Below are 25030 nucleotides of genomic sequence, written 5' to 3' on the forward strand. Positions count from 1 at the left end.
GCCGGAGTGAGGGAACACCGAGCACTAGCGAGGTGCCGACAGGCGGGGCAGAGCCCTTTGCTTACTTTGGGGCTTTTGCAAAGTGAGTCGCTGTAAGAGCGAAACCATAAGTAGCCGTTACCTAAAAAACGGATATACACACAACAGCCACGTAAAGATTCCGTATAGATTCAACCCCAGCCGTAACGTTTAAGTCGTCTCTATTGAGCAACTAATCCCCCCTCCACTACTGTGACCTCCACCCCAATAACCCCCGCAGGAAGTCATCGTGGAAAGTTCAACGTTAGGCATGATCGTCCTCTCAATGATCGCCCTGTTCGGCGCCGCCGCGTTTTGCTTCGAACAACTCGCCACCCGCGAATCAAAGAAAAAGAAAGCCAAATAAGCTGATCATCAAAAGCAGCAAAACCCCAGTGCTTCAAGGGATACCCCGCCCCCGGGTTATCCCTTTTTTCCGTTCGCCCACCCCACCGCCCTCTATACACCGTCTTAATGCCCAAACCCGCAATCAGTGCCCGAACTTGATACCCAACCTCTTAACCTCCCCGCGTCCGCAATCGCGGCTTATTAATCAGGGGAGTTCCACCGTGCTCACACTCAAGTTCATCTATATCGCCAGCGGCCTATGCGCCGTCGGGCTGTTCGCTTATCTGGGCTACGCCCTCATTCGCGCCGAAAAGTTCTAGGGAGCCCCACCATGTACGACATGATTTTTGTAGGCCTCTCCCTGGTGTTTTTCGCCGCGACAACCATGGCCATTGTCGCCATGGGCAAGATTTGAACGGAGCCTCGACATGCTAAGCACTTTGCTGGAATTTGCGCTGGTCCTGGGGTTGATGACCGGGCTCGCCGTGCTGATGGGCAAGTGGCTGACCCGGGTGTTTACCGGAACCCGCCACGCCCTGCCGGAACGTTATACCTATCGCCTGCTGGGCATCGACCCGCTGGAAACCATGAGCTGGGCCCGCTACGGTTCGGCCCTGTTGCTGTCGAACGCCGCGATGATGCTGCTCGGCTATCTCATCCTGCGGTTACAGGCCGTCATGCCGATCAACCCACTCGGGCTGGCCGCACAAACCCCGGACCTGGCGTTCAATACCGCCGCTTCCTTTATCACCAACACCAACTGGCAGGCGTACTCGGGCGAAACCAGCCTGTCGAACTTCAGCCAGATGGCAGTAATCACCTTCCTGATGTTCGTCGGCGCCACCTCGGGCGTGGTCGCCGCAGCCGGTTTTATCCGTGGCCTGAGTCGCTCAAGCTCGGCGGATATCGGCAACTTCTGGGTCGACTTCACTCGCACCCTGTACCGCGTGATGCTGCCGCTGTGCGTGGGCATGGCCCTGGTGTATGTGTGGCAAGGCATGCCGCAGACCTTTTCCTCCCAAGCCCTGGCCACCACCCTGGAAGGCGCGCAGCAACAACTGATTGTCGGCGCCGTGGCGAGCTTTGAATCGATCAAGCATATCGGCACCAACGGCGGCGGCTTCTTCAGCATGAACGCCGCGCACCCGTTCGAAAACCCGACGCCGCTGACCAACGCCCTGCACATCCTCAGCATGTTGCTGATCCCGTCGGCGCTGACCTACACCTTCGGCAGCATGCTGCTCCAACGCCGTCAGGGCTGGGTGTTTTTCGGCACCTTCCTGGTGATGTTCTTAGGCTTTCTCGCGCTGGTGTATGGCGCCGAGCAAAACGGCAACCCGCTGCTGACCCAGGCCGGTGCCAACCAGACGCTGTCCATCGAGCAAAGCGGCGGCAATATGGAAGGCAAGGAGCTGCGTTTCGGCATCGCCGACAGCAGCCTGTTTATCGCCACCACCACCGCGGCCACCACCGGTTCGGTCAACGCGATGCATGACTCATTGACCCCCATGGGCGGCTTCGTGCCCCTGGCGCAGATGATGCTCAACTGCGTGTTCGGCGGCGACGGCGTGGGCTTTATCAACCTGATCCAGTACGCGCTGCTGACGGTGTTCCTGGTGGGCATGATGATCGGCCGCAGCCCGGAATTCCTCGGCAAGAAGATCGAGGCTCGGGAGATAAAACTGGTGATGCTCTCGGTGCTCGCGCACCCCATCAGCATCCTCGGTTTCACCGCCCTCGCCGCCCTGTGGCCCGACACCATGGCCAGCCTGAATAACCTCGGCCCCCACGGTTTCAGCGAGGTGCTCTACGCCTACACCTCGGGCACCGCCAACAACGGTTCGGCGTTCGCCGGGCTGAACGCCAATACGCCGTTCTTCAACACCACCATTGGCCTGGCGATGCTGGTCGGGCGCTTCTTCACCATGCTGCCGATGCTCGCCGTGGCCGGTTCCCTGGCGATGAAAAAGACCGTGCCTGCCGGCGCCGGCACCATCCCCACCGCAACCCCGCTGTTCATGGTGCTGGTGGTGTTTGTGGTGCTGGTGGTGGGCGGCCTGACTTTCCTGCCGGCGCTCGCGCTCGGTCCGCTGGTGGAGCAACTGCAGTTGCTGTCCGGCCAGACGTACAACTAAGGACACGTTGATGACGACTCAATCGATATTCAAAGGGCTGTTGCGCCCGGTGCTGGTTTCGGCAGTGTTTTTCATGGCGCTGACCGGCCTCGCCTACCCGGTCTTCACCACCTTTGCCGCGCAGTTGCTGTTCCCGTTCCAGGCCCAGGGCTCGCTGATTGAACGCGACGGATTGGTGATCGGCTCGGCGTTGATCGGCCAGGACTTTACCAGGCCCGGCTACTTCCACGGCCGCCCGAGCATGACCCTCGGTACCGACCCGCAAGACCCGAGCAAAAGTGTCTCCCAGCCGTACAACGCCGGTTCCAGCGGCGCCAGCAACCTGGGCCCTACCAGCCAGAAACTGGTGGACCAGGTCGCAGCCCGGGTTAAAGCCTACCGCCAGGACAACGGCCTCGCCGCCGAGGCCCTGGTGCCGGTGGATGCGGTCACCGCTTCCGCCTCCGGCCTGGACCCGCATATCTCCGTGGCCAACGCACGCATCCAGCTGGCCCGGGTCGCCCGCCTGCGACAGATCCCCGAAGCCGAACTGCTGCAACTGGTGAACGAAAACACCGCGGAACGCACCCTGGGTTTGCTCGGCGAACCACGGGTCAATGTGCTGCAACTCAACCTCGCGCTGGACGCCCGCCTGCCTCTGCGCCAGCCCCCCATTGCGGCCAGTGAGTAAGAGATTCCCCCATGATCAAGAATGCTCGTTTACCTCTGTTCGATCGCACCATCGTGCTCACCGCCTGCGGGGATGCGTTCAAGAAACTGCTGCCCCAGGCGCAGTGGAAAAACCCGGTGATGTTCGTCGTGTACCTGGGCAGCATCCTCACCACGCTGCTGTGGTTCCAGTCCCTGGGTGGCCAGGGTGAAGCGCCCAGCGGCTTTATCCTCAGCATCTGTTTGTGGCTGTGGTTTACCGTGCTGTTCGCCAACTTTGCCGAGGCCCTGGCCGAAGGCCGCAGCCGTGCCCAGGCCGCCAGCCTGCGCGGGATGAAGCGCCAGACCCTGGCCAAGTTGCTGCAACAACCCAAACACGGCGCCGCGTGGCTGCCGACCGAAGCCACGCTGTTGCGCAAAGACCAGGTGGTGTTGATCGAAGCCGGCGACCTGGTGCCGCTGGACGGCGTGGTGATCGAAGGCGTGGCCTCGGTGGACGAAAGCGCAATCACCGGCGAATCGGCACCGGTGATTCGCGAGGCCGGCGGCGACTTTTCCTCGGTCACCGGCGGCACGCGGGTGCTGTCGGACTGGCTGGTGGTGCGCATCAGCGTCAACCCGGGCGAGTCGTTCCTCGACCGCATGATCTCGATGGTCGAATCCGCCAAGCGCCAGAAGACTCCCAACGAAGTCGCCCTGACGATTTTGCTGGTGGGCCTGACCCTGTTGTTCCTGCTGGTGATCGCCACGCTGAGCCCGTACTCGATCTTCGCCGTGGCCATGAGTGGCAGTGGCAACGTGATCAGCGCCACGGTGCTGGTGGCGTTGCTGGTGTGCCTGATTCCCACCACCATCGGCGGCCTGCTCTCGGCCATCGGCGTGGCGGGCATGAGCCGCATGATGTCGGCGAATGTGATCGCCACTTCCGGCCGCGCCGTTGAGGCGGCGGGTGACATCGACGTGTTGCTGTTGGACAAGACCGGCACCATCACGTTGGGCAATCGCCAGGCCAGCAGTTTCCTGCCGGCACCGGGGGTCAAGGAAGCTGAACTGGCCGACGCGGCGCAACTGGCGTCCCTGGCCGACGAAACCCCGGAAGGCCGCAGCATCGTGGTGCTGGCCAAGCAGAAGTTCGACATCCGCGCGCGGGACATCAACGCCCTCGGCGCAAGCTTTGTGCACTTCACCGCGCAGACTCGCATGAGCGGCGTCGACCTGCCCGAAGGCCGCGGTATTCGCAAGGGTGCAGCGGATGCGATCCGCAGTCATATCGAAGCGCTCGGCGGGAGCTTTCCGGCTGCATTGCAGGCCAAGGTCGACGAAGTATCCCGACGCGGCAGCACTCCGCTGGTGGTCTCGGACGGGGCCAAGGCACTCGGCGTGGTGGAGCTCAAGGACGTGGTCAAGGGCGGCATCAAGGAGCGCTTCGCCGAACTGCGGCGCATGGGCATCAAGACCGTGATGATCACCGGCGACAACCGCCTGACCGCCGCCGCGATTGCGGTGGAAGCCGGCGTGGATGACTTCCTCGCCGAGGCGCGCCCGGAAGACAAGCTGCAGCTGATCCGCGACTACCAGGCCCAGGGCAAGCTCGTGGCCATGACCGGCGACGGCACCAACGACGCCCCGGCACTGGCCCAGGCCGACGTGGCGGTGGCGATGAACAGCGGCACCCAGGCGGCGAAAGAGGCCGGCAACATGGTCGACCTCGACAGCAACCCGACCAAGCTGATCGAAGTGGTCGAGGTGGGCAAACAAATGCTGATGACCCGTGGCGCACTCACCACCTTCAGCGTGGCGAATGACGTGGCGAAATATTTCGCGATCATCCCGGCCGCGTTTGTCGCGACCTATCCGCAGCTCGGCGCGCTGAACGTGATGCACCTGACCAGCCCCAACTCGGCGATCCTCAGTGCGGTGATTTTCAACGCGTTGATCATCGTGGCGCTGATTCCCTTGGCACTGCGCGGCGTGACGTACCGGGCGATTGGCGCGGCGGCATTGCTCAATCGCAACCTGCTGATCTATGGCCTGGGCGGGGTGCTGGTGCCGTTTGCCGGGATCAAGCTGATTGACCTGGTGCTGACCGGGCTGGGTCTCGTGTAGCACCGCAAACCCAATGTGGGAGCGGGCTTGCTCGCGAATACGGAGTGTCAGCCAACTCGACTGTCACTGACACACCGCTTTCGCGAGCAAGCCCGCTCCCACCATTGAACCGCATTGACCAGGAATGACATGCCCGCATTAAACGAAGAACGCCCCGACCCCGACGCCCTTCTCGCCCGAGTCCAGCAGGAAGAACAGGCCGCCTTGCGCGGCAAACTGCGTATCTACTTCGGCTCCAACGCCGGGGTGGGCAAGACCTGCGCCATGCTTGACGCGGCGCAACGGGAAGTCAGCCTGGGGCGCGACGTACTCGCCGGCGTGGTGGAAACCCACGGCCGCCAGGAAACCGCCAACCTGCTCAACGGCCTCGAACAACTGCCCCGCGCCCACCGCCTGCATCACGATTTCACCCTCACCGAATTCGACCTCGACGCGGCCCTGCAACGCCATCCCGCCGTGCTGCTGGTGGATGAACTGGCCCACAGCAACGTGCCCGGCTCGCGCCACCCGAAACGCTGGCAAGACGTGGAAGAACTGCTCAGCGCCGGCATCGACGTGTGGACCACCCTCAACGTCCAGCACCTGGAAAGCCTTAACGATCTGGTGAGTGGGATCATCGGCATTCGCGTGCGGGAAACCGTACCGGACCACGTGTTCGACAATGCCCACGAAGTGGTCGTCGTGGACCTGCCGCCGGATGATCTACTGCAACGCTTGAAGGACGGCAAGGTGTACCTGGGCCCTCAGGCCGAGCGCGCCTCGCGGCACTTTTTCCGCAAGGGCAACCTGCTCGCCCTGCGGGAACTGGCCCTGCGCCGCACCGCCGACCGGGTCGACACGCAGATGCGCGTGTACCGTCGCGAACAGTCGATCAAGACCCTGTGGCCCGCCCGCGAGCGATTGCTGGTAGGCGTGGCCGGTGACGCCGGTGATGAACGCCTGGTGCGAGAAGCCGCGCGCCTGGCGCAAAAGCTCGAGGCGGACTGGATCGTGGTGCACGTCACGGCAGCCCAGGGCCGCGGCGCCAAGCGTTATCTCACAGCAATGAAAACCCTGGCCCTGGCCAGCGAATTCGGCGCCGACACCGCGACATTGCCGGGCATGGACGTCGCCGAAGCACTGGCCGCCTGTGCCCGGGAACACAACGCCAATCGCCTGGTGCTCGGCCATCATCCGCGCCGGGCATGGCGGTTCTGGCATCAGTCGGTGAGCGACCGGATCAGCCGGCACCATCCGCAGATCGACCAGATCGTGATCGCCCATGGCGTACTGCCGGGCACTGTTCCTGCCATTGAAAAACCTACGCCAGCGCCCGGCAGAACCCTGGCCTACCTCTGGTCCACACTCGCCTGTTTCACCGCCAGCGCCATCGCCGCGCTGCTGCTGCAGGTGTTCGACCTGGCCAACGTGGTGATGCTGTTCCTGCTCACGGTGGTGCTGGTGGCCCTGCGGTTTGGACGCGGCCCCGGCGTGTGGGCAGCGATGCTCGCGGTGCTGTGTTTCGACTTCTTTTTCGTCCAGCCGCGCTACTCGTTTACCGTCAACGACACCCAGTATTTCTTCACCTTCGCGCTGATGCTCGGCATCGCCCTGATCACCGGGCAACTCACCGCCCGCCTGCGCCACGAAGCGCGCACCGCCGCTGCCCGGGAACGCCGCGCTACTTCCCTGGCGCGTCTGGCCCGGGACCTGTCGGCCGCGTTGACCGTGGAGCAGATCAGCGAAGTGGCGCTGCGCACCTTCAGCGGCGTGTTCGAGGCGCGGGTCGGCCTGGCCTTGCCGGACGCCGCGGACGGCGTGCACAGCGTGGGCGCGGGCGGGCTGCCGATCGACGACAGCATCGCCCAATGGACCTACGACCACGGCCAGTCCGCCGGCCAGGGCACCGACACCTTGTCCGCCGCCAAGGGCTGCTACCTGCCGCTCAAGGCGCCGATGCGCGTGCGCGGTGTGCTGGTGCTGGAACTGGCGCAAAGCGAACGCCTCAACGAGCCCGAAGAGCGCCGCCTGCTGGAAGCCTGCATGAGCCAATTGGCGATTGCCCTGGAGCGCGTGCACTTCGTCGAAGTGGCGCAAAGCACGATGGTGCAGATGGAAGGCGAGAAAATGCGCAACACCTTGCTCGCGGCGATTTCCCACGACCTGCGCACCCCCTTGACCACCCTGATCGGCGCCGCCGACACCGCCCTGCCCCATGCGCCGCCGGGGCCGCTGACCGCGTTGCTGCACGGTATTCATGAGCAGGCGACTTCGATGCAACGCTTGATCGAAAACTTGCTGGACATGGCCCGCATGCAGGAGCGCGGTGTGCGACTCAACCGGCAATGGCATTTGCTGGAAGAGATCGTCGGCAGCGCCCTGCGCCAGTTGCGTGAACCACTGGCCCGGCATGTGGTGAACACGACGCTGGACCCGCAATTACCGCTGGTGGAAGTCGACGCGCTGCTGATCGAACGGGTGCTGGTCAACCTGCTGGACAACGCCGCCAAATACACCCCGCCTGGCACGGTCATCACCGTTACCGCCCGTTCCGTTTCCGACAGCATCCTGCTGGAAGTCAGCGACACCGGTCCGGGCAGCGCGCCGGCCAATCTGTTCGAACCGTTTGCCCGTGGCCAGCAGGAATCCTCGGTCGCCGGAATCGGCCTGGGCCTGGCCCTGGCCAAGCGCATCGTCGAAGCCCACGGCGGGCGCATCGAAGCCAGACCCGGCAGCGAGCGCGGCATGCATTTCGTCATCACTTTACCGGCGGGTACTCCGCCCCCAATGGACGCCCTATGAGCACTGCACGCATTCTGATTGTTGAAGACGAGGCCAACATCCGCCGTTTTGTCGGCATCGCCCTGCAGGATGAGGGCTTCCAGGTGTTCGAGGCCGACAGCGTCAAACGCGCGTTGATCCACGCTTCCAGCCGTCAGCCGGACCTGGTGATCGTCGACCTCGGCCTGCCGGACGGCGACGGCAAACAGTTGATCAGCGAACTGCGGGGATGGCTGGCGGTGCCGATCCTGGTGTTGTCGGCGCGGGATCGCGAAGAGGAAAAAGTCGCCGCCCTGGACGCCGGCGCCGATGACTACCTGACCAAACCCTTCGGCGTGCCCGAGTTGCTGGCGCGCATCCGTGCGCAACTGCGTCGGCACGGGCAAACCGGCACCGTGGCGGCCACCAGCAAGGTGGCATTTGGCGAGATTGAGGTGGACCTGGCGACCCATGAAGTGTGGCGCCAAGGCCTGCCGGTGCACCTGACGCCCATCGAATACCGCCTGCTGTGCGCGATGATTCGCGGGCAGAGCCGGGTGCTCACCCATCGGCAGTTATTGCTTGAAGTGTGGGGACTGGACTACGTGGACCGCGCCCACTATCTGCGGGTGCATATGGCGCATCTGCGGCAGAAGCTGGAGGCCGACCCGGCCCAGCCGCAGTACTTCATCACCGAGTTGCAGGTGGGCTACCGACTGGTGGGCTTGTGAACAGATGCGCGGCGGCGAAATCGACAAACACGCGAATTTTCGGCGAGAGGTGCCGGCTGGATGGCCACAGGGCCCAGAACTGGCCCTGGTCATCGGAATGGCCGTCGAGCACGGTTTCCAGTTGGCCCTGGGCGAGGGCTTCGCGCGCCAGGAAGTCCGGCACGTAGGCAATCCCATGGCCGTCCATCGCGGCCCGGAGCATGGCCTCCATGTTGTTCAGGGTCAGCGCGGTGGGCAGGCGCAATTGGGTGATGGCCGGGTTGGCGGACAAGGTCCAGTCCATGATTTTGCCGGTGGTGGCGAAGCGGTAACGCAAGCACGGGTGATGCTCCAGTTCGCTCAGGGTTTCTGGCCGGCCGTTGGCTCGTAGGTATTGGGGCGATGCACACAGCACAAACCTGAACGGCCCCAGCTTGCGGGCCATCAGGGTCGAGTCCGCCAGGCCACCGCTGCGGATGACCACGTCGAAGCCCTCCTCGATCACGTCCACCAGATGATCGTTGAAATCCAGCTCCAGCTCGATCTCGGGGTAGGCTTTGCGGAACGCCATCATGTGCGGAAAGAGAAAGCGATAACCGATGGTGGGCAGGCTGACCCGCAGTTTGCCCCGGGGTGCCTGCATCGCATGGGAAAGCATGGCGCGGGCGTCTTGCAGGTCGTCGAGAATTTTCCGACTGCGCTCGTAGAACAATTGGCCTTCGGCGGTGAGGCTGACCTTGCGCGTACTGCGGTGCAACAGCCGCACATTCAGTGACGCCTCAAGCTTGGCGACATTCTTGCCCACCGCCGAAGCGGAAATCCCCATCGCCCGGGCCGCGCCGGTGAAGCTCAGGGCTTCCGCGGTTTTCACGAAGGCGATCACGCCGCTCAAGTTATCGGTCACGTCATTGCATCCATTCAGTCCGTTATGAACGGAATGTAAGCCCGTTTATCCATGATTGCATCCTGATTAGAGTCTTTTAATCTTCAAACTCGCGGGAATGCCCCTATGAACACGACAACCGAATCTGCGCCCGCCCATGGCCGATATTCCATCCTGGCGGCCATTTGCCTGGCCGCCCTGGTATTGCCCATGAGCTTTACCGGCGGCGCCGTCGCCACGCCCTTTATCGGCCAGGCATTTGCCGCCCAGCCCAGCCAGCTGGCGTGGATCACCAACGCATTCATGCTGAGTTTCGGCAGCCTGTTAATGGCCGCCGGCACCCTAGCCGACCTGTATGGGAGAAAGCGTCTTTTCTTGTGGGGCATGGCGCTGTTTACCGTGGTCTCCTTGCTGCTGGCAGTGGCACCGGGGATTTTCTGGCTGGATGTGTTGCGTGGCGTGCAGGGCGTCGCGGCGGCTACGGCATTGGCCAGTGGCTGTGCGGCGCTGGCCCAGGAGTTTGATGGCCATGCCCGCACCCGCGCCTTCAGCTTGCTGGGCACCACATTCGGTGCAGGCCTGGCGTTTGGGCCATTGCTGTCGGGGGTGCTGATCGAGCACTGGGGCTGGCGCTCGATTTTTCTCGGCACTGCATTATTGGCCGGTATTTCGCTGCTGTTTGCCGCGCCCAAAATGCGTGAAAGCCGCGACCCGCAAGCGCTGCGGCTGGACACCGCTGGTGTACTGACGTTTTCCGCGATGCTGGTGGCCCTGACCACGGCGGTGATCCTCGCGCCGGAGCACGGCTGGACGTCGCCGCTGGTTGATGCCCTGCTGATCGCGGCGGCGGTGTTTTTGCTGGCGTTTGTCCTCGTCGAAAACCGCTCCAGCCAACCGATGCTGGAGCTGCGGCTGTTTCGCTTCCCGCGTTTTATTGGCGTGCAGCTCCTGCCGATCGGTACCTGTTACTGCTACATCGTGCTGATCGTGTTGCTGCCCCTGCGGTTTATCGGTGTGGAAGGCGCCAGCGCGCTGGACGCGGGTTTGATGATGCTCGCGTTATCGGCACCGATGCTGGTGGTGCCGATGATTGCCGCATCGCTGACCCGCTGGCTCTCAGCAGGACTGTTGTGTGCCATTGGCTTGCTGATCGCGGCGGTGGGCCTGTGGGGATTAAGCCTGGCCAACCAGCCTGCGCAGACCATCGCCGCAATGCTGGTCATCGGGATAGGCACCGGGCTGCCGTGGGGTTTGATGGATGGTTTGGCGATCAGCGTGGTGCCCAAGGAGCGCGCGGGAATGGCGGCGGGGATTTTCAACACCACCCGCGTGGCCAGTGAAGGCGTGGCGCTGGCGATCACGATGGCGGTATTGGGCGCATTGGTGGCACATCACCTGAAGGGTCGCGCAGGGGCCGACGTGTCAGTGATTGCCCAAGGCCTGGTCATGGGCAACGTGCAACTGGCCTCGGCCGCCCTTCCGCTGGAAGCACTGCGCAGCGCCTACATCACGGGGTTCAACACATTGCTCCACCTACTGGCCGGTTTCACGCTGGTCACGGCCTTGGTGGTCTTGGTGTTTTTACGGCGCCAGGATGCGCTGGATGGAAGCAATACGAAGAAAATGGAAGAATGCGCGCATGACTATTCCAAAAAAATGGCGTGACCAATTCCCTGACGCACTCATCGAGCCACAGACCATTGGCGAGTCGGGAGCCGACGTCTTCCGCCTGCGCTGCGGCAACGGTGAGGACCTGTTCCTGAAATCCGAGCCCATCGGCCCCCTCGCCGAGTTGCCCGACGAGATCGAGCGGCTGCGCTGGCTCCGGCAATCGAACTTGCCTGGGCCTGCCGTGCTGGATGTGCTCACGGAACACTATCGCCACTGGCTGCTGATGAGCGCCGTCCCGGGGCAGGATCTGGCCAGCGCCAGCGACTTGTCTGCGCCGCAGGTCATCCGCCTGGTGGCGAGCGCACTGCGCAGCCTGCACCAGGTGCCGATTGCACAGTGCCCGTTCGACCACTCGCTGGAACACCGTATTGCGGCCGCCGGTAATCGCGTGAACGCAGGGCTGGTTGACGAGACCGACTTCGACGATCAACGCCTGGGCCGAACCGCCACGGATGTATTCGCCGAACTGCTGTCGACGCGCCCCGCCGCCCATGACCTGGTCGTGACCCACGGCGATGCCTGCCTGCCAAACTTCATGGCTGAGGGCGATCACTTCAGTGGTTTCATCGACTGTGGTGGCCTGGGGGTCAGTGACCGTTATCAGGACCTGGCACTCGCGGCCCGCAGCATCGAGCGCAATCTTGGAGTGGCCTGGGTGGCGCCGTTCTTCGAGCAGTACGGCGTCGCACCCGATCAGCAGCGCATCGCGTTCTACTGCTTGCTGGACGAGTTCTTCTAAACCCAAACCCCAGACAGCAAAAAGCCCGCTCAATGAGCGGGCTTCCTGTGGTACCTGGCGTTCAGCGTTCCAGGTGACCGAATATGGCGCAGCGGACGGGACTCGAACCCGCGACCCCCGGCGTGACAGGCCGGTATTCTAACCGACTGAACTACCGCTGCGCGTAACACATAAAGCGAATGGTGGGTGATGACGGGATCGAACCGCCGACATTCTGCTTGTAAGGCAGACGCTCTCCCAGCTGAGCTAATCACCCTTCACTTTCGGTGTGGGGCGCATTCTATAGCATTTTTCCGTAATGTCATGATTTAAATGCAATTTATTTAAAATATTTTGTCTTCGACCCCGCGCACCCCGCAAAACCGGCGCTTTGGGTGCAAACGCGAGTCTATTGCGTTTGCCCAAGCCTTGGCCCCACAATTAACAATTATTCTCAATAACACCTGGGCCGGGCCTTATGTCTGTGGGTGAACCGCCGTTCCAACGGGAGATTACCGAGCTGTACAGCCAGCATCACGGCTGGCTGTTCACTTGGTTGCGCCGAAAACTGGGCTGTACCCATAACGCCGCCGACGTGGCGCAGGACACCTTCGCGCGGATTCTGCACGCCCGCGAGTCGGTGACCGCCATCCGCGAACCCCGCGCCTATTTAAGTACCACCGCCAGGCGGCTGATCATCGACCAGGCACGGCGCAAGCAGATTGAGCACGCCTACCTTCAGGAATTGATGCTGACGGTGGAAACCCTGGAAGGTTTCCAGTCTCCCGAACAGATCCACACCACCCTGGAAGCCCTCGAGCACATTGCCTTCATGCTGGAAGGCATGCACGACAATGTGCGTCAGGCGTTTGTGCTGTATTACCTCGAAGACCTGACCCAGCAGCAAATCGCCCGCCACCTGAAATTGTCGGAGCGTACGGTACGCAAGTATTTGATCCAGGCCCTGCTGCATTGCAGCCACAGCGTGGATATCTGAACCGCGCATGCCCGACTCTCGCCAACAGATCGATGAACAAGCCGCCGAATGGATGATTCGCCTGCACGAAGGTGAATTGACCGAGGCCCAGCGCCAGGCGTTCGAGCGCTGGAAGCAGCAAGGCCCGCAACACGCCGCATCAGCAGCGCGCATGGAAGATGTGATTGCGCGGATGCAGGCCCTGCGCGGGCAAAAGGCACCGGCCCGGGCGGCCTTGAGTGCGGCCTTTCCCCGGCATGGGAAGGCGCGCAAAAACTACGTCCGCGCGCTGGTACTGGCCTGCAGCCTGGGCCTTCCCGCCATGGCGCTGCTCTACAGTCCTTATCCACAACAATGGATGGCCGATGTGCACAACGGCCCCGGCGAATGGAAAACCCTGCGGCTGGCGGACGGCTCGACGCTGACCCTGAACGGCATCAGTGCGGCGAATCTGCATTTCGACAGCCGGCAGCGCCGCATCGAATTGCTGCAAGGCGAGATCCTGGTGGAAGTGGCCCACGATGGCGAACGGCCATTTGTGGTGCAGACCGCCCAAGGCACCCTGCGCGCCCTGGGTACGCGATTTGTGGTCAGGCGCGAGGATGACGTTACGGTGCTGAGCATGCTCGAATCCCGCGTGGCGGCAAAAAGCGCGAACGGGCAGCAGACACTGGAAGTTGATGCGGGCTCGCAGGCGCGACTCAGCAAAGATGCCGTGCGCCTCTCCGGCAGCATCGATACGGCGAGCATCAATGGGGCCTGGCGCCGCCATCAACTGGTGGTGGATAACCGACCGTTGCCGGAAGTGCTGGATGAGATCGCCCGTCACCGCTCGGGCCGCTTGCAGTTTGATCGCGCCGCACTGGCCAGTCTCAAGGTCTCGGCCGTACTTCCCCTGGATGACACCGACCGCACCTTGCAGATGCTGGCTCAAACCCTGCCGATCACGCTGAAAACCTTTACCCCATGGCTGATAATTGTCAGCCCGGATACCGAGAGCAAAAAATAATTATTCGCATTGCTTCCGCTTTTTTTCGGGTTGCCCGTCAAGGAAGGTATACCGATGACTAAAGGACTGCCCTCACCATGCCCTTCCCTTCCAAGCCTCGCAGACGCCTGCTGAGCAGCGCGCCGCTGACCCTCACACTGCTCGCGACGACGCTGCTCAATACCCACTTGGCCCAGGCCGACACGGTAAACGTTGCGGCCCAAGCCTACGACATACCTGCCGGGCCGCTGGGCGCCACACTCAACCAGTTCGCCCAGCAAGCGGGCGTGGCCATTGTGTTCCAGTCCCAGAACCTGCAGGGGCTCGCGGGCCCGGGACTCAAAGGCACTTATAGCGTGGAGGTTGGGTTTGAAAAGCTGCTGAGTGGCAGTGGTTATCGGGCAGTCAAAGGTGATCAGGTTTACGCACTGGAAGCCAACCCTAACCCCACCGGCGCCGTGGAGCTGGGGGCGACGCAGATCAGCGCCAACCAACTCGGCACCATTACCGAAGGCTCCGGCTCTTACACCCCCGGCACCATCGCCACCGCTACCCGCCTGGTGCTGACGCCACGGGAAACTCCGCAATCGATCTCGGTGGTCACCCGCCAGGCCATGGATGACTTTGGCCTCAACTCCATCGACGACGTGATGCGCCATACCCCGGGCATCACCGTGGCAACGTATGACAGCGACCGTACCAGCTATTACTCCCGTGGCTTCGCGATTCGCAACTTCCAGTACGACGGTATTCCTATCCTGCAAGACCCGCAGTATTCGTCCGGCCATACCCTCACCGACATGGTGATCTATGACCGGGTAGAAATCCTCAAGGGCGCCACTGGCCTGCTCACTGGCGCCGGTGGCCCTGGTGGCACCATCAACATGATCCGCAAGAAACCTACCCAGGAATTCAAGGGCCATATCGACCTTGGCGCCGGTTCCTGGGACAACTACCGATCGGAAGTTGACGTCAGCGGTCCCTTGACCGAAACCGGGAACATCCGCGGCCGAGCCGTGGCGGCCCATCAAGACAAACACTCCTTCATGGACCATTACCAACGCAAAACCAGCGTCTACTACGGCATCCTGGAGGCGGACCTGTCGCCGGATACCCTGCTGACCGTGGGCGCGGACTATCAGGATAATGACCCCAAAGGCTCAAGCTGGACCGGCAGTGCCTCGCTGTATGACGAATCCGGCAATCGCATTGGCTCCAAGCGCTCATTCAACAACGGGCCACGGTGGAGCAGTTGGCAGCAGTACACGCGCACCGCCTTTGCCACCCTTGAACACAGCTTCGAAAATGGCTGGGTCGCCAAAGGTCAGTACAACCATCAAATCAACGGTTACAACGCCCCCCTGGGTTTCGTGAGCCCAGGTTTGCCCTCAGTGCTGGCGCGCAAATACACAGGTGAAACCGTCAGCGACAGCGCCGACCTTTACACCTCTGGCCCCTTCGACCTGTTTGGCCGAGAACACCAGTTGGTGGTCGGCACCTCGGTTTCCCGCTCCCACTGGAAAGGCAAGGACTACACCAACGCCAGCCTGCCCAACAATAACTTCGACTATTACAACTGGAACGGCGACATCCCGAAGCCGGACTGGGGCGAAGTCACCAACAAAAACGATGAAATCACCCGCCAGACCGGCAGCTACATGACCGCTCGCTTCAGCCTCACGGACGATCTTTCGCTGCTGCTGGGCACGCGCGTTGCAGACTTCCAGGTCACCGGCACCAGTGATACGAAAAAAAGCGGCAAGGTCTTGCCCTATGCAGGCCTGGTATACGACCTGAACGACAACGTGTCGGCCTACGCCAGTTACACGGAAATTTTCCTGCCGCAGTCGTTCAACCGTGATCGCAACAACAAATTGCTGGAGCCGGATGAAGGCAAGAACTACGAAGTGGGGCTCAAAGGTGAATTCTTCGAAGGGCGCCTGAATTCCAGCATCGCCTACTTCGAGGTTCACGAAAAAAACCGCCCCGAGGAAGATACGGAGTACAACGCCAATCCAACCAACCCCGCTCGCGACTACGCCTATAAGCCGATCACTTCGAAAACCAAGGGTTATGAGGCGGAAATCTCTGGCGAGCTGACACCCGGCTGGCAGTTGCAGGCAGGCTACACCCACAAGATCGCCCGTGATGAGAGCGGCAAGAAGGTATCGACCTGGGAGCCGGAAGATCAGGTCAATGTCTATACCAGCTACAAGCTGACCGGCAGCCTCGACAAACTCACCCTCGGCGGCGGCGCGCGTTGGCAGGGTCAAGGCTGGCAGGTACTGAGCAACTGGGCCAAGGGCGGCGCTCAAGAAAAATTTGCCCAGGATCCCTACTGGCTGGTGGACCTGATGGCCCGCTATCAGATCACCGACAGCGTGTCGGCGACCGTCAACGTCAACAACGTGTTCGACAAGTCGTATTACACCAACATCGGCTTCTACAACTCGTCGTACTATGGCGACCCTCGCAACGTAATGGTCAGTACCCGCTGGGATTTCTAAACCCAATCAAAAACGCCCCCGATCACTGCACATGATCGGGGGCGTTTTTTAGACCGGCGGTTTTAGCAAACCCCAGACAGCAAAAAGCCCGCTCAATGAGCGGGCTTCCTGTGGTACCTGGCGTTCAGCGTTCCAGGTGACCTGAATATGGCGCAGCGGACGGGACTCGAACCCGCGACCCCCGGCGTGACAGGCCGGTATTCTAACCGACTGAACTACCGCTGCGCGTAACACATAAAGCGAATGGTGGGTGATGACGGGATCGAACCGCCGACATTCTGCTTGTAAGGCAGACGCTCTCCCAGCTGAGCTAATCACCCTTCACTTTCGGTGTGGCGCGCATTCTACGGAGCGCCCCATAGTCTGGCAAGCACTTTCTTAAATAATTTTTTTCAGGCCTTCCAATGGCTTAGCGAGGGTTGGCCTATGACGCCATGAGGAGAATAATGCCCCCCTTTGTATATAAGGAGAGACTCACCCCATGTGGTTCAAAAACCTGCTTATCTATCGCCTGACCCAAGATCTGCCTGTTGATGCCGAGGCGTTGGAAACTGCACTGGCCACCAAACTGGCGCGCCCTTGTGCAAGCCAGGAGTTGACCACTTACGGTTTCGTCGCCCCTTTCGGTAAAGGCGAAGACGCGCCCCTGGTACACGTCAGCGGTGATTTCCTGCTGATCGCTGCGCGCAAGGAAGAACGTATCCTGCCGGGTAGCGTGGTGCGTGATGCGGTGAAGGAAAAGGTCGAAGAGATCGAAGCCGAGCAAATGCGCAAGGTCTACAAAAAGGAACGCGACCAGATCAAGGATGAAATCATCCAGGCCTTCCTGCCGCGCGCGTTCATCCGTCGCTCGTCGACCTTCGCCGCCATCGCGCCAAAACAGGGCCTGATCCTGGTGAACTCCGCCAGCCCGAAACGTGCCGAAGACCTGCTGTCCACCCTGCGTGAAGTGATCGGCACCCTGCCGGTACGTCCGCTGACCGTGAAAACCGCGCCAACCGCCATCATGACCGACTGGGTCACCACCCAGAAGCCGGCCGATGACTTCTTCGTCCTCGACGAATGCGAACTGCGCGACACCCACGAAGACGGCGGCATCGTGCGCTGCAAACGCCAGGACCTGACCGGCGAAGAGATCCAACTGCACCTGACCACCGGCAAAGTCGTGACCCAATTGTCCCTGGCCTGGCAGGACAAGCTGTCCTTCATGCTGGACGACAAAATGACCGTCAAGCGCCTGAAGTTCGAAGACCTGCTGCAGGATCAGGCGGAACAGGACGGCGGCGACGAAGCACTGGGCCAGCAGGACGCCAGCTTTACCCTGATGATGCTGACGTTTGGCGACTTCCTGCCGGCGTTGGTTGAGGCACTGGGTGGCGAAGAAACCCCACAAGGTATCTAAAGCCTTGTGAAGATCAAAATGTGGGAGCGGGCTTGCTCGCGAATGCGTCCTTTCAGTTGATATCTTCCTGGCTGACACACCGCATTCGCGAGCAAGCCCGCTCCCACATTTGATCGCATGCGCACTTCCAAAATCGAATAACAAGGACCAACCCCATGCGTGCACTCGCCGCCTTGAGCCGTTTCGTCGGCAATACCTTCGCCTACTGGGTGCTGATTTTTGCCGTGGTTGCGTTCCTGCAACCCGCCTGGTTTCTCGGCCTCAAAGGCGCCATCGTGCCGCTGTTGGGCCTGGTGATGTTCGGCATGGGGCTGACCCTCAAACTTGAAGATTTCGCTGAAGTCGCGCGCCATCCGTGGCGCGTGGCATTGGGTGTGGTCGCGCATTTCGTGATCATGCCCGGCGTGGCCTGGCTGCTGTGCCAGGTCTTTCACCTGCCACCGGAAATTGCCGTCGGTGTGATCCTCGTCGGCTGCTGCCCGAGCGGCACGTCGTCCAACGTCATGACCTGGCTGGCCCGGGGCGACCTGGCCCTGTCGGTGGCCATTGCCGCCGTCACCACCCTCCTCGCTCCGCTGCTGACGCCCGCGCTGATCTGGCTGCTGGCCTCGGCCTGGTTGCCGGTGTCGTTCATGGAGTTGTTCTGGTCGATCCTGCAAGTGGTGCTGCTGCCGATCGTGTTGGGCGTGGTGGCGCAGCGCTTGCTGGGCGCCCGGGTACGGCATGCGGTCGAGGTGTTGCCGCTGGTGTCGGTGGTCAGCATCGTGGCGATTGTCGCCGCCGTGGTGGCGGCCAGCCAGGCGAAGATTGCCGAGTCGGGCCTGCTGATCATGGCGGTGGTGATCCTGCATAACACCTTTGGCTTCCTGCTGGGCTATTTCACCGGCCGTGTGTTCGGGCTGCCGCTGGCACAACGCAAATCCCTGTCGCTGGAAGTGGGCATGCAAAACTCCGGCTTGGGCGCCGCACTGGCAAGTGCGCATTTCTCGCCGCTGGCGGCGGTGCCGAGTGCGCTGTTCAGCGTCTGGCACAATATTTCCGGGGCACTCCTGGCTACGTACTTCCGGCGGATGAGCGAAAAGGAAGACCGCGAATTGTTGGCGGGCAAGTCCGAAACTTGATCACCTGATCAATATTCGGCAATCTACCGGGCTTCGCGGGGACGACCCTGCGACGCAATCAAGCGCTTAATCCGGGGACGACCCCACCTAAGAAGGGAGGTCATCATGTCCTGGATCATTCTGTTTTTTGCCGGACTGTTTGAAGTCGGCTGGGCCGTCGGACTGAAATACACCGACGGTTTCAGCAAGCCACTGCCCACGGCCCTGACGATTGCCGCCATGGCCGTCAGCCTCGGGTTGCTGGGGTTGGCCATGAAGGAACTGCCGCTGGGTACCGCCTATGCCATCTGGACCGGAGTCGGTGCGGTGGGCACGGTGATTGCCGGGATTATCCTGTTCGGGGAGTCCATGGCGTTGTTTCGACTGGCCAGTGTGGCGTTGATTATCTGCGGGCTTATTGGGCTCAAGATCAGCGCTTAGGCCACTACCGCCTTCGCGAGCAAGCCCGCTCCCACATTTGGAATGCATTCCAAGTGTGGGAGCGGGCTTGCTCGCGAAGAGGCCCTCAAATACACCAAAAAACTACCTGACACTCCCGCGCAATTCCCCCACCACCCCATGCAACGCCTCGGGCGTCGCCGCCTCCACCGTCACCGGCGCGCCGGCCACCAGGGTCACTCGCGACCAGATCCGGTGGAAGAAGCCCTTGTTCGGATCGCGACTGAAGAAACTCCCCCACAACCCCTGCAACGCCATCGGAATCACCGGCACCGGCGTCTCTGCAAGAATCCGCGTCACGCCGCTTCTGAACTCGTTCATCTCGCCATCGGAGGTCAATTTTCCTTCCGGGAAGATGCACACCAGCTCGCCGTCCTTAAGGTAGTGGGCAATCCGCTGGAAGGCCTTTTCGTAGATCTGGATGTCCTCATGCCGCCCGGCAATCGGAATCGCCCCGGCAGTGCGGAAGATAAAGTTCAAAACCGGCAGGTTGTAGATCTTGTAGTACATGACAAAACGAATCGGCCGACGCACCGAACCGGCAATCAACAGCGCATCGACAAACGACACGTGATTGCACACCAGCAACGCCGCGCCCTCGTCCGGGATCAGCTCGAGGTTCTTGTGCTCGACGCGGTACATGGAATGGCTGAGCAGCCAGATCATGAAACGCATGGTGAACTCGGGCACGATCTTGAAGATGTAGGTGTTGACCGCGATGTTCAGCAGCGACACCACCAGGAACAGCTCGGGGATCGACAGCTTGGCCACGCTCAGCAGCAGGATCGAGACGATCGCCGAGACCACCATGAACAGCGCGTTGAGGATGTTGTTGGCCGCGATCACCCGCGCCCGCTCGTTCTCGGCGGTACGCGACTGGATCAACGCGTACAGCGGCACGATATAGAAGCCGCCGAATACGCCGAGGCCAAGGATATCGAACAACACCCACCACGCCTGGCCGTAACTCAGCACGGCGATCCAGTCGTTGGCCTGGACGTTCTGCGGGAAGCCGCCGGAATGCCACCACAGCAGCAGGCCGAAAACGGTCAAACCGAACGAGCCGAACGGCACCAGGCCGATCTCGACTTTGCGCCCGGAGAGCTTTTCGCACAGCATCGAACCCAGTGCGATGCCCACCGAGAACACCGTGAGGATCAGCGTTACCACAGTCTCGTCGCCGTACATCCATTCCTTGGCGTAGGCCGGGATTTGCGTCAGGTAGATCGCGCCGACAAACCAGAACCACGAGTTGCCGACAATCGAGCGCGACACCGCCGGTGTCTGCCCCAGGCCGAGCTTCAAGGTGGCCCAGGACTGACTGAAGATATTCCAGTTCAGGCGCATCTCGGGGCTGGACGCCGCCGCGCGCGGAATGCTGCGGCTGGCCAGGTAGCCCAGCACCGCAATGCCGACGATGGCGGTCGAGACCACCGGCGCGTAATGGGTGGACGACATCATGATCCCGGCGCCAATGGTGCCCGCGAGGATCGCGAGGAACGTGCCCATTTCCACCAGGCCATTGCCGCCCACCAGCTCATCCTCGTGCAGGGCCTGGGGCATGATCGAGTATTTCACCGGCCCGAACAGCGCCGAGTGCGTGCCCATGGCAAACAGCGCCAGCAGCATCAGCTCCAGGTGGTTGAACATGAAACCCACCGCGCCCACGGACATGATCACGATTTCGCCGATCTTGATCACCCGGATCAGCGCGTCCTTGTTGAACTTCTCGCCAAATTGCCCGGCCAGGGCCGAGAACAGGAAGAACGGCAGGATAAACAGCAGAGCGCAGAGATTGACCCAGATCGAGCGGTCGCCCTCGATGGTCAGCTTGTAGAGAATCGCCAGGATCAACGACTGCTTGAATATATTGTCGTTGAACGCACCAAGGGACTGGGTAATGAAGAACGGCAGGAAACGCCGTTTGCGCAGCAAAGTGAATTGCGAGGGGTGGCTCATCGTCCGTGTTCCTGCGTGGCCTGAAGGCTGTTATTGGTTTTTCCAGGCCACGACTTTACCTAATCCTGCTTACTTATTCGCTAGTCCTGCAATGCACGGCGATACAAAAAGCTCGCCTTTATAGGCGCCCTGCACCGTGCGCTTGGCGACAATCAGCCACATCAGCGCCAGCGCCGCCACCAACACGCAACCAACGATGCTGAAAAAACCCAGGTGCAAGGTGCTCGCCAGTTTCAGCGTGGCCAGCGAGTACACGCCCAACGGGAAGGTGAAGCCCCACCAGCCAAGGTTGAACGGGATACCGGCCCGCAGGTAACGCAGGGTGATCAACACCGCGATCAGCATCCACCACAAGCCGAAGCCCCACAGGGTGATGCCTGCGACCAGGCCGATGCCGTTGGCCATCTCACCGACGCCGGGCAGACCGTTGGCGGCAAAGATGGCAGGTGCATCACCGCCCAGTACCAGCATGCCCAGGGCACCGGTGCCGATGGGACCTAGAGCCAGCCAGCTCGACGCGGCCATATTGGCGTGTGGCAGTTTATGCAGGGCCATGCGCAGCATCAGGATGGTCAGGATGCTGAACGCCACCGGCAGGGAAAACGCCCACAGCACGTAGCTGGTCACCAGCATCACCAGTTGCGAATGGGCGTCGGCCAGGTGCGGAGCCAGCAGGCCACCGCTGGCGGCGGCGACTTCCGCGGCCACCACCGGCAACAGCCACACGGCAGTCATCTGGTCGATGCTGTGTTCCTGGCGGGTGAACATCATGAACGGGATCAGCACCCCGCAGGCCAGGGCCATCGCGACGTCGAGCCACCACAGCACCTCGGCCAGTTGCACCACGCCATCCCCCCAGCGCGGCACGCCAAACAGCAGGAAGCCGTTGATAATGGTCGCCAGGCCCATGGGGATGGTGCCGAAGAACATCGACACCGTGGAGTGCCCGAAAATGCGCCGGGCCTCGTGGAAAAACATCACCCAGCGCGCCGCATACAGCACGCTGAACAGCACAAACAGGCCGATGGTAAACAGCCACAGCCCTTCGGCCACGGCGTGCAGCCCCGCCAGGTTGACCGGCAATTGCGCCAGCGCCAACGCCAGCACCCCGGTGCCCATGGTGGCGGCAAACCAGTTGGGGGTGAACTGGCGAATCACTTCCCGGGGACGGGTCAGGTGACTGAAGGGTTTCAAGCTGCTGTGAAGCGTATTCGGGCAAGTCATGGTGTAGTCCTCTTCCTCGCATGAGGTTGAGACCATGGTAGAACCGAATCGAATATCTATATAACGGGTAATATCTCTAACTGTTATCTGTTTCGTAGATATGTGATTAAACGCTGCCTTCGGTTTCAATCACCAGAATCCGTGCCGGGCCCTGTGGATGGGCCACATGCTCGGTGCCGACACTGGCGTAGAAGATGTCGCCTACCTGAAGCAAGGCCATCTGTTCGCTGCCGTTTTCGCGATAGTGCATCTGCACCTGGCCATCAAGCACCACGAACACCTCTTCGCCGTCATTCACGTGCCAGCGATACGGCTGGTCGGTCCAATGCAAACGGGTGGTGATGCCGTTCATATTGGCGATGTCCAGCGCCTCCCAGGCGCGGGTGCCGGTGAATTCTTTGCTGCGGATGATCTTCATGGGTGAATCCCAAGGCGTAAGGGTGACGAATTATTACCGAATCAATTACCCGCCGTCGCCCTGCTCTTCGCCAAATCCTGCATTAGCAACGCCACCAACGCGCCGAGTGCCAATACAATCAGCACCACGCCATAACCGTCGGTGGTGGCGATCAAACCGAAGGTGCGCGTCAAGTTGCCCGCCAACAGCGACGGCACACAGAACGCCAGGTAACTCAGCACATAGAACGCCGACATCAAGCCCGCCCGCTCATGGGGCAAGGCCAACGGCAAAACACTGCGCAGCGCACCGAGGAATCCCGAGCCAAAACCACCGCCGGCGATCAGCGTGGCAATGAAGAACAGCGGCAGGCTGGCGCTGTGGACGGCCGTGAGGATCAGCGCAACACCCACCGCCAGCAGCACGGCGCCCAACCGCAGGACTTTGTCCGCCGGGCGGTTGCGCAGGCTGAAAATCATCACCGCACCGCTCAGCGTCAACACCGCCACCAGCCCGCCGCCGATCAGGTTCGAGGTGGACCCGGTCGCCGCCCGCACCAGCGAGGGCGCCAGGGACAGATAAAAACCGCCCATGGCCCATACGGCTACGTCTACCGGCAACGAGATCCACAAGGCGCGTCGGGCCTGGGGCGGTACATGCAAGGTGGGCCATAGCGAGGCCAGGGCCCCCGGAATCCGGCTGACTGTCTCCGGCAGGCGCCAGACGTACAATGCCTGCAGGATCATCAACCCGAGCAGGGTCCAGTAAATCAACGTGGTCGGCATCGGCGCGAACTCCACCAGCAGGCTGCAGCCCATGGCCCCGCAGGCCATGCCCAGCAAAGGCGCTACGCTGTTGATCAGCGGGCCTTGCTGGCGGTCGGTGTCGAGCAATGCGGCGCCCAGTACAGCGGTGGCCATGCCGGTGGCAAAGCCTTGTACCGTGCGGGCGGCAATCAGCCAGCCGACGCTGTCGGCATTGATAAACAGCAGCATCGCCAGCATATCGAGGAGCAGCGCGGCAAAAATGACCGGCTTGCGCCCCAGGTGGTCCGACAGCGACCCCACGGTCAGCAATGCAGCCAGCAGGCTCAAGGCGTAAATGCCAAATACCAGGGTCAACATCGCCGCCGAAAAGTGCAGGCCCTCTTGATAGAGGTGGTACAACGGGGTCGGCGCGCTGGAGGCGGCGAGAAACGTCAGCAAGGTGATCGCCAGAAACACCAGGCTGGAACGATGAGAAGTAACGCTGGACATGGGCACGCTCCGCTAAAGCTAATATTTTGCTTTTGCGGAGTGTGCTACCGGATGGCGCTTAAAGCAAATTCTTTGTGTTAAGGTTTTACGCATGGCGATAAAAGAAGGGCTCCGCCCGGGGGGCCGTAGTGCCCGGGTCCAGGAATCAGTGCATTCGGCGGTGCGTGAATTGCTCGAAGAGCAGGACCGTTCCAGCGTGACCGTGCCGCAGATAGCCACGCGCGCCGGAGTGACGCCTTCGACCATCTACCGGCGCTGGGGTGACTTGGCGGCGCTGCTGGCCGATGTTGCGATGGCCCGTCTGCGCCCGGACAGTGAGCCGGCTGATACCGGCAGCCTGCGCGGAGACCTGCGGGCCTGGGGTGAGCAATACCGTGATGAGATGAGCTCGGACCTTGGCCGCGAGATGATGCGTGATGTGCAATGCAGTCAGGCGCCGGGGTATTGCGTGGGGATTCTCACCGGGCAGTTGGAGACGATCCTGGATCGGTACACCGACGACGCCGGGACACTTCCCAGCGTGGATCGGCTGATCAATTTGATCGTTGCGCCAACCGTTTTTCGTAATCTGTTTTCTACCGCGCCGCTTGAGGTTGAAGAACTGCATGAGCTGATTGAGTTGGCTTTGCTGCCGTAAGGTGGTTTGTGGGTTTGGGTTTGGGTTTGGGTTTGGGTTTGGGTGTATATCCGTTATTTGGGTTGTTGCTGATATGGGTTCCGCTCTTACAGCGGCTCACTTTTGAAAAGCGCAAAAGTAAGCAAAACGCTCTTGCCCCACCACTCGGC

General features: G+C 61.6%; 20 protein-coding genes and 4 tRNA genes. 15 read left to right on the top strand and 9 right to left on the bottom strand.

Going from position 1 to position 25030, the window contains the following annotated elements; all coding sequences use genetic code 11:
• Window positions 1–587: 587 nt before the first annotated feature.
• From kdpF to HX814_RS24465, 6 genes are all read left to right on the top strand, one after another.
• A complete protein-coding gene (kdpF, locus tag HX814_RS31795; protein WP_003219423.1) occupies window positions 588–686 on the top strand; it encodes a K(+)-transporting ATPase subunit F in 99 nt (32 codons plus the stop codon).
• A gap of 108 nt (window positions 687–794) precedes the next feature.
• A complete protein-coding gene (kdpA, locus tag HX814_RS24445) occupies window positions 795–2501 on the top strand; it encodes a potassium-transporting ATPase subunit KdpA (RefSeq protein ID WP_177010104.1) in 1707 nt (568 codons plus the stop codon).
• A gap of 10 nt (window positions 2502–2511) precedes the next feature.
• Window positions 2512–3171 (top strand): K(+)-transporting ATPase subunit C, encoded by a 660-nt coding sequence (kdpC, locus tag HX814_RS24450; protein ID WP_177010105.1) that lies wholly within the window; start codon window positions 2512–2514, stop codon window positions 3169–3171.
• A gap of 11 nt (window positions 3172–3182) precedes the next feature.
• Complete coding sequence (gene kdpB, locus HX814_RS24455) at window positions 3183–5255, top strand: potassium-transporting ATPase subunit KdpB (protein ID WP_177010106.1); 2073 nt, start codon at window positions 3183–3185, stop codon at window positions 5253–5255.
• 129 nt (window positions 5256–5384) lie between these two features.
• Window positions 5385–8036, top strand: coding sequence for a sensor histidine kinase KdpD (locus tag HX814_RS24460; RefSeq protein ID WP_177010107.1), 2652 nt, complete (start codon window positions 5385–5387; stop codon window positions 8034–8036).
• Complete coding sequence (locus tag HX814_RS24465; protein WP_010166411.1) at window positions 8033–8725, top strand: response regulator; 693 nt, start codon at window positions 8033–8035, stop codon at window positions 8723–8725. The genes HX814_RS24460 and HX814_RS24465 overlap by 4 nt, the downstream gene beginning before the upstream one ends.
• Here the strand turns inward: HX814_RS24465 and HX814_RS24470 are convergent.
• Complete coding sequence (locus tag HX814_RS24470) at window positions 8685–9608, bottom strand: LysR family transcriptional regulator (RefSeq protein ID WP_177010108.1); 924 nt, start codon at window positions 9606–9608, stop codon at window positions 8685–8687. The genes HX814_RS24465 and HX814_RS24470 overlap by 41 nt on opposite strands.
• 105 nt (window positions 9609–9713) lie before the next feature.
• Between HX814_RS24470 and HX814_RS24475 the strand changes: the two genes are divergently transcribed.
• Both HX814_RS24475 and HX814_RS24480 read left to right on the top strand, forming a co-directional pair.
• A complete protein-coding gene (locus HX814_RS24475) occupies window positions 9714–11252 on the top strand; it encodes an MFS transporter (RefSeq protein ID WP_256344157.1) in 1539 nt (512 codons plus the stop codon).
• Window positions 11227–11997: an APH(3')-II family aminoglycoside O-phosphotransferase gene (locus HX814_RS24480; RefSeq protein ID WP_177010109.1), complete on the top strand. Its 771-nt coding sequence runs from the start codon at window positions 11227–11229 to the stop codon at window positions 11995–11997. The genes HX814_RS24475 and HX814_RS24480 overlap by 26 nt, the downstream gene beginning before the upstream one ends.
• Before the next feature lie 84 nt (window positions 11998–12081).
• On the opposite strand, the gene HX814_RS24485 is transcribed toward HX814_RS24480, so the two are convergent.
• A tRNA-Asp gene (locus HX814_RS24485) sits at window positions 12082–12158 on the bottom strand.
• 19 nt (window positions 12159–12177) lie between these two features.
• A tRNA-Val gene (locus HX814_RS24490) sits at window positions 12178–12253 on the bottom strand.
• Between the two features lie 201 nt (window positions 12254–12454).
• Here HX814_RS24490 and HX814_RS24495 point away from each other — a divergent pair.
• The 3 genes from HX814_RS24495 (at window position 12455) to HX814_RS24505 (ending at window position 16447) form a co-directional block, all read left to right on the top strand.
• The gene (locus HX814_RS24495; protein ID WP_177010110.1) at window positions 12455–12973 is read left to right on the top strand and encodes a sigma-70 family RNA polymerase sigma factor; all 519 of its coding nucleotides are present in this window, start codon (window positions 12455–12457) and stop codon (window positions 12971–12973) included.
• 7 nt (window positions 12974–12980) lie between these two features.
• Entirely contained in the window at window positions 12981–13961 is a 981-nt protein-coding gene (locus tag HX814_RS24500) for a FecR family protein (RefSeq protein ID WP_177010111.1), read from the top strand.
• Between the two features lie 77 nt (window positions 13962–14038).
• Entirely contained in the window at window positions 14039–16447 is a 2409-nt protein-coding gene (locus HX814_RS24505; RefSeq protein WP_177010112.1) for a TonB-dependent siderophore receptor, read from the top strand.
• 148 nt (window positions 16448–16595) lie between these two features.
• Here the strand turns inward: HX814_RS24505 and HX814_RS24510 are convergent.
• A tRNA-Asp gene (locus HX814_RS24510) sits at window positions 16596–16672 on the bottom strand.
• A gap of 19 nt (window positions 16673–16691) precedes the next feature.
• Window positions 16692–16767: transfer RNA gene (locus tag HX814_RS24515), tRNA-Val, on the bottom strand.
• A 161-nt stretch (window positions 16768–16928) separates the two neighbouring features.
• Between HX814_RS24515 and rdgC the strand changes: the two genes are divergently transcribed.
• From rdgC to sugE, 3 genes are all read left to right on the top strand, one after another.
• On the top strand, window positions 16929–17849 hold the full coding sequence (rdgC, locus tag HX814_RS24520) for a recombination-associated protein RdgC (RefSeq protein ID WP_008430455.1): 921 nt from the start codon (window positions 16929–16931) through the stop codon (window positions 17847–17849).
• Between the two features lie 155 nt (window positions 17850–18004).
• Window positions 18005–18970, top strand: a complete 966-nt coding sequence (locus HX814_RS24525) for a bile acid:sodium symporter family protein (RefSeq protein WP_003212369.1) — start codon at window positions 18005–18007, stop codon at window positions 18968–18970.
• Window positions 18971–19075: 105 nt separating this feature from the next.
• Window positions 19076–19390: a quaternary ammonium compound efflux SMR transporter SugE gene (sugE, locus tag HX814_RS24530; protein WP_003190128.1), complete on the top strand. Its 315-nt coding sequence runs from the start codon at window positions 19076–19078 to the stop codon at window positions 19388–19390.
• 102 nt (window positions 19391–19492) lie between these two features.
• Here sugE and HX814_RS24535 read toward each other — a convergent pair whose 3' ends face one another.
• The 4 genes from HX814_RS24535 to HX814_RS24550 all read right to left on the bottom strand — a co-directional run bounded on the left by HX814_RS24535 (window position 19493) and on the right by HX814_RS24550 (window position 24244).
• Window positions 19493–21367, bottom strand: a complete 1875-nt coding sequence (locus tag HX814_RS24535) for an MFS transporter (RefSeq protein ID WP_177010113.1) — start codon at window positions 21365–21367, stop codon at window positions 19493–19495.
• Between the two features lie 69 nt (window positions 21368–21436).
• Window positions 21437–22591 carry a TDT family transporter gene (locus tag HX814_RS24540; RefSeq protein WP_008430443.1) on the bottom strand — a complete coding sequence of 385 codons (1155 nt, stop codon included), beginning with the start codon at window positions 22589–22591 and terminating at the stop codon, window positions 21437–21439.
• Window positions 22592–22697: 106 nt separating this feature from the next.
• Window positions 22698–23009, bottom strand: coding sequence for a cupin (locus HX814_RS24545; protein WP_102606155.1), 312 nt, complete (start codon window positions 23007–23009; stop codon window positions 22698–22700).
• Between the two features lie 41 nt (window positions 23010–23050).
• A complete protein-coding gene (locus HX814_RS24550) occupies window positions 23051–24244 on the bottom strand; it encodes an MFS transporter (protein ID WP_003212382.1) in 1194 nt (397 codons plus the stop codon).
• Window positions 24245–24335: 91 nt separating this feature from the next.
• Here HX814_RS24550 and HX814_RS24555 point away from each other — a divergent pair, with 91 nt between their 5' ends.
• Entirely contained in the window at window positions 24336–24881 is a 546-nt protein-coding gene (locus HX814_RS24555; RefSeq protein WP_087695266.1) for a TetR/AcrR family transcriptional regulator, read from the top strand.
• The last annotated feature ends 149 nt before the right edge of the window (window positions 24882–25030 follow it).

It is taken from the genome of Pseudomonas sp. C8002, assembly GCF_013385765.1.
In the GTDB taxonomy this organism is placed as follows: domain Bacteria; phylum Pseudomonadota; class Gammaproteobacteria; order Pseudomonadales; family Pseudomonadaceae; genus Aquipseudomonas.

Excerpts from the sequence above, each read along its gene's own strand:
- kdpA (WP_177010104.1), top strand. The coding sequence starts at position 795 with ATGCTAAGCACTTTGCTGGAATTTGCGCTGGTCCTGGGGTTGATGACC.
- kdpC (WP_177010105.1), top strand. The coding sequence starts at position 2,512 with ATGACGACTCAATCGATATTCAAAGGGCTGTTGCGCCCGGTGCTGGTT.
- kdpB (WP_177010106.1), top strand. The coding sequence starts at position 3,183 with ATGATCAAGAATGCTCGTTTACCTCTGTTCGATCGCACCATCGTGCTC.
- HX814_RS24460 (WP_177010107.1), top strand. The coding sequence starts at position 5,385 with ATGCCCGCATTAAACGAAGAACGCCCCGACCCCGACGCCCTTCTCGCC.
- HX814_RS24465 (WP_010166411.1), top strand. The coding sequence starts at position 8,033 with ATGAGCACTGCACGCATTCTGATTGTTGAAGACGAGGCCAACATCCGC.
- HX814_RS24475 (WP_256344157.1), top strand. The coding sequence starts at position 9,714 with ATGAACACGACAACCGAATCTGCGCCCGCCCATGGCCGATATTCCATC.
- HX814_RS24480 (WP_177010109.1), top strand. The coding sequence starts at position 11,227 with ATGACTATTCCAAAAAAATGGCGTGACCAATTCCCTGACGCACTCATC.
- HX814_RS24495 (WP_177010110.1), top strand. The coding sequence starts at position 12,455 with ATGTCTGTGGGTGAACCGCCGTTCCAACGGGAGATTACCGAGCTGTAC.
- HX814_RS24500 (WP_177010111.1), top strand. The coding sequence starts at position 12,981 with ATGCCCGACTCTCGCCAACAGATCGATGAACAAGCCGCCGAATGGATG.
- HX814_RS24505 (WP_177010112.1), top strand. The coding sequence starts at position 14,039 with ATGCCCTTCCCTTCCAAGCCTCGCAGACGCCTGCTGAGCAGCGCGCCG.
- rdgC (WP_008430455.1), top strand. The coding sequence starts at position 16,929 with ATGTGGTTCAAAAACCTGCTTATCTATCGCCTGACCCAAGATCTGCCT.
- HX814_RS24525 (WP_003212369.1), top strand. The coding sequence starts at position 18,005 with ATGCGTGCACTCGCCGCCTTGAGCCGTTTCGTCGGCAATACCTTCGCC.
- sugE (WP_003190128.1), top strand. The coding sequence starts at position 19,076 with ATGTCCTGGATCATTCTGTTTTTTGCCGGACTGTTTGAAGTCGGCTGG.
- HX814_RS24535 (WP_177010113.1), bottom strand. The coding sequence starts at position 21,367 with ATGAGCCACCCCTCGCAATTCACTTTGCTGCGCAAACGGCGTTTCCTG.
- HX814_RS24540 (WP_008430443.1), bottom strand. The coding sequence starts at position 22,591 with ATGACTTGCCCGAATACGCTTCACAGCAGCTTGAAACCCTTCAGTCAC.
- HX814_RS24545 (WP_102606155.1), bottom strand. The coding sequence starts at position 23,009 with ATGAAGATCATCCGCAGCAAAGAATTCACCGGCACCCGCGCCTGGGAG.
- HX814_RS24550 (WP_003212382.1), bottom strand. The coding sequence starts at position 24,244 with ATGTCCAGCGTTACTTCTCATCGTTCCAGCCTGGTGTTTCTGGCGATC.
- HX814_RS24555 (WP_087695266.1), top strand. The coding sequence starts at position 24,336 with ATGGCGATAAAAGAAGGGCTCCGCCCGGGGGGCCGTAGTGCCCGGGTC.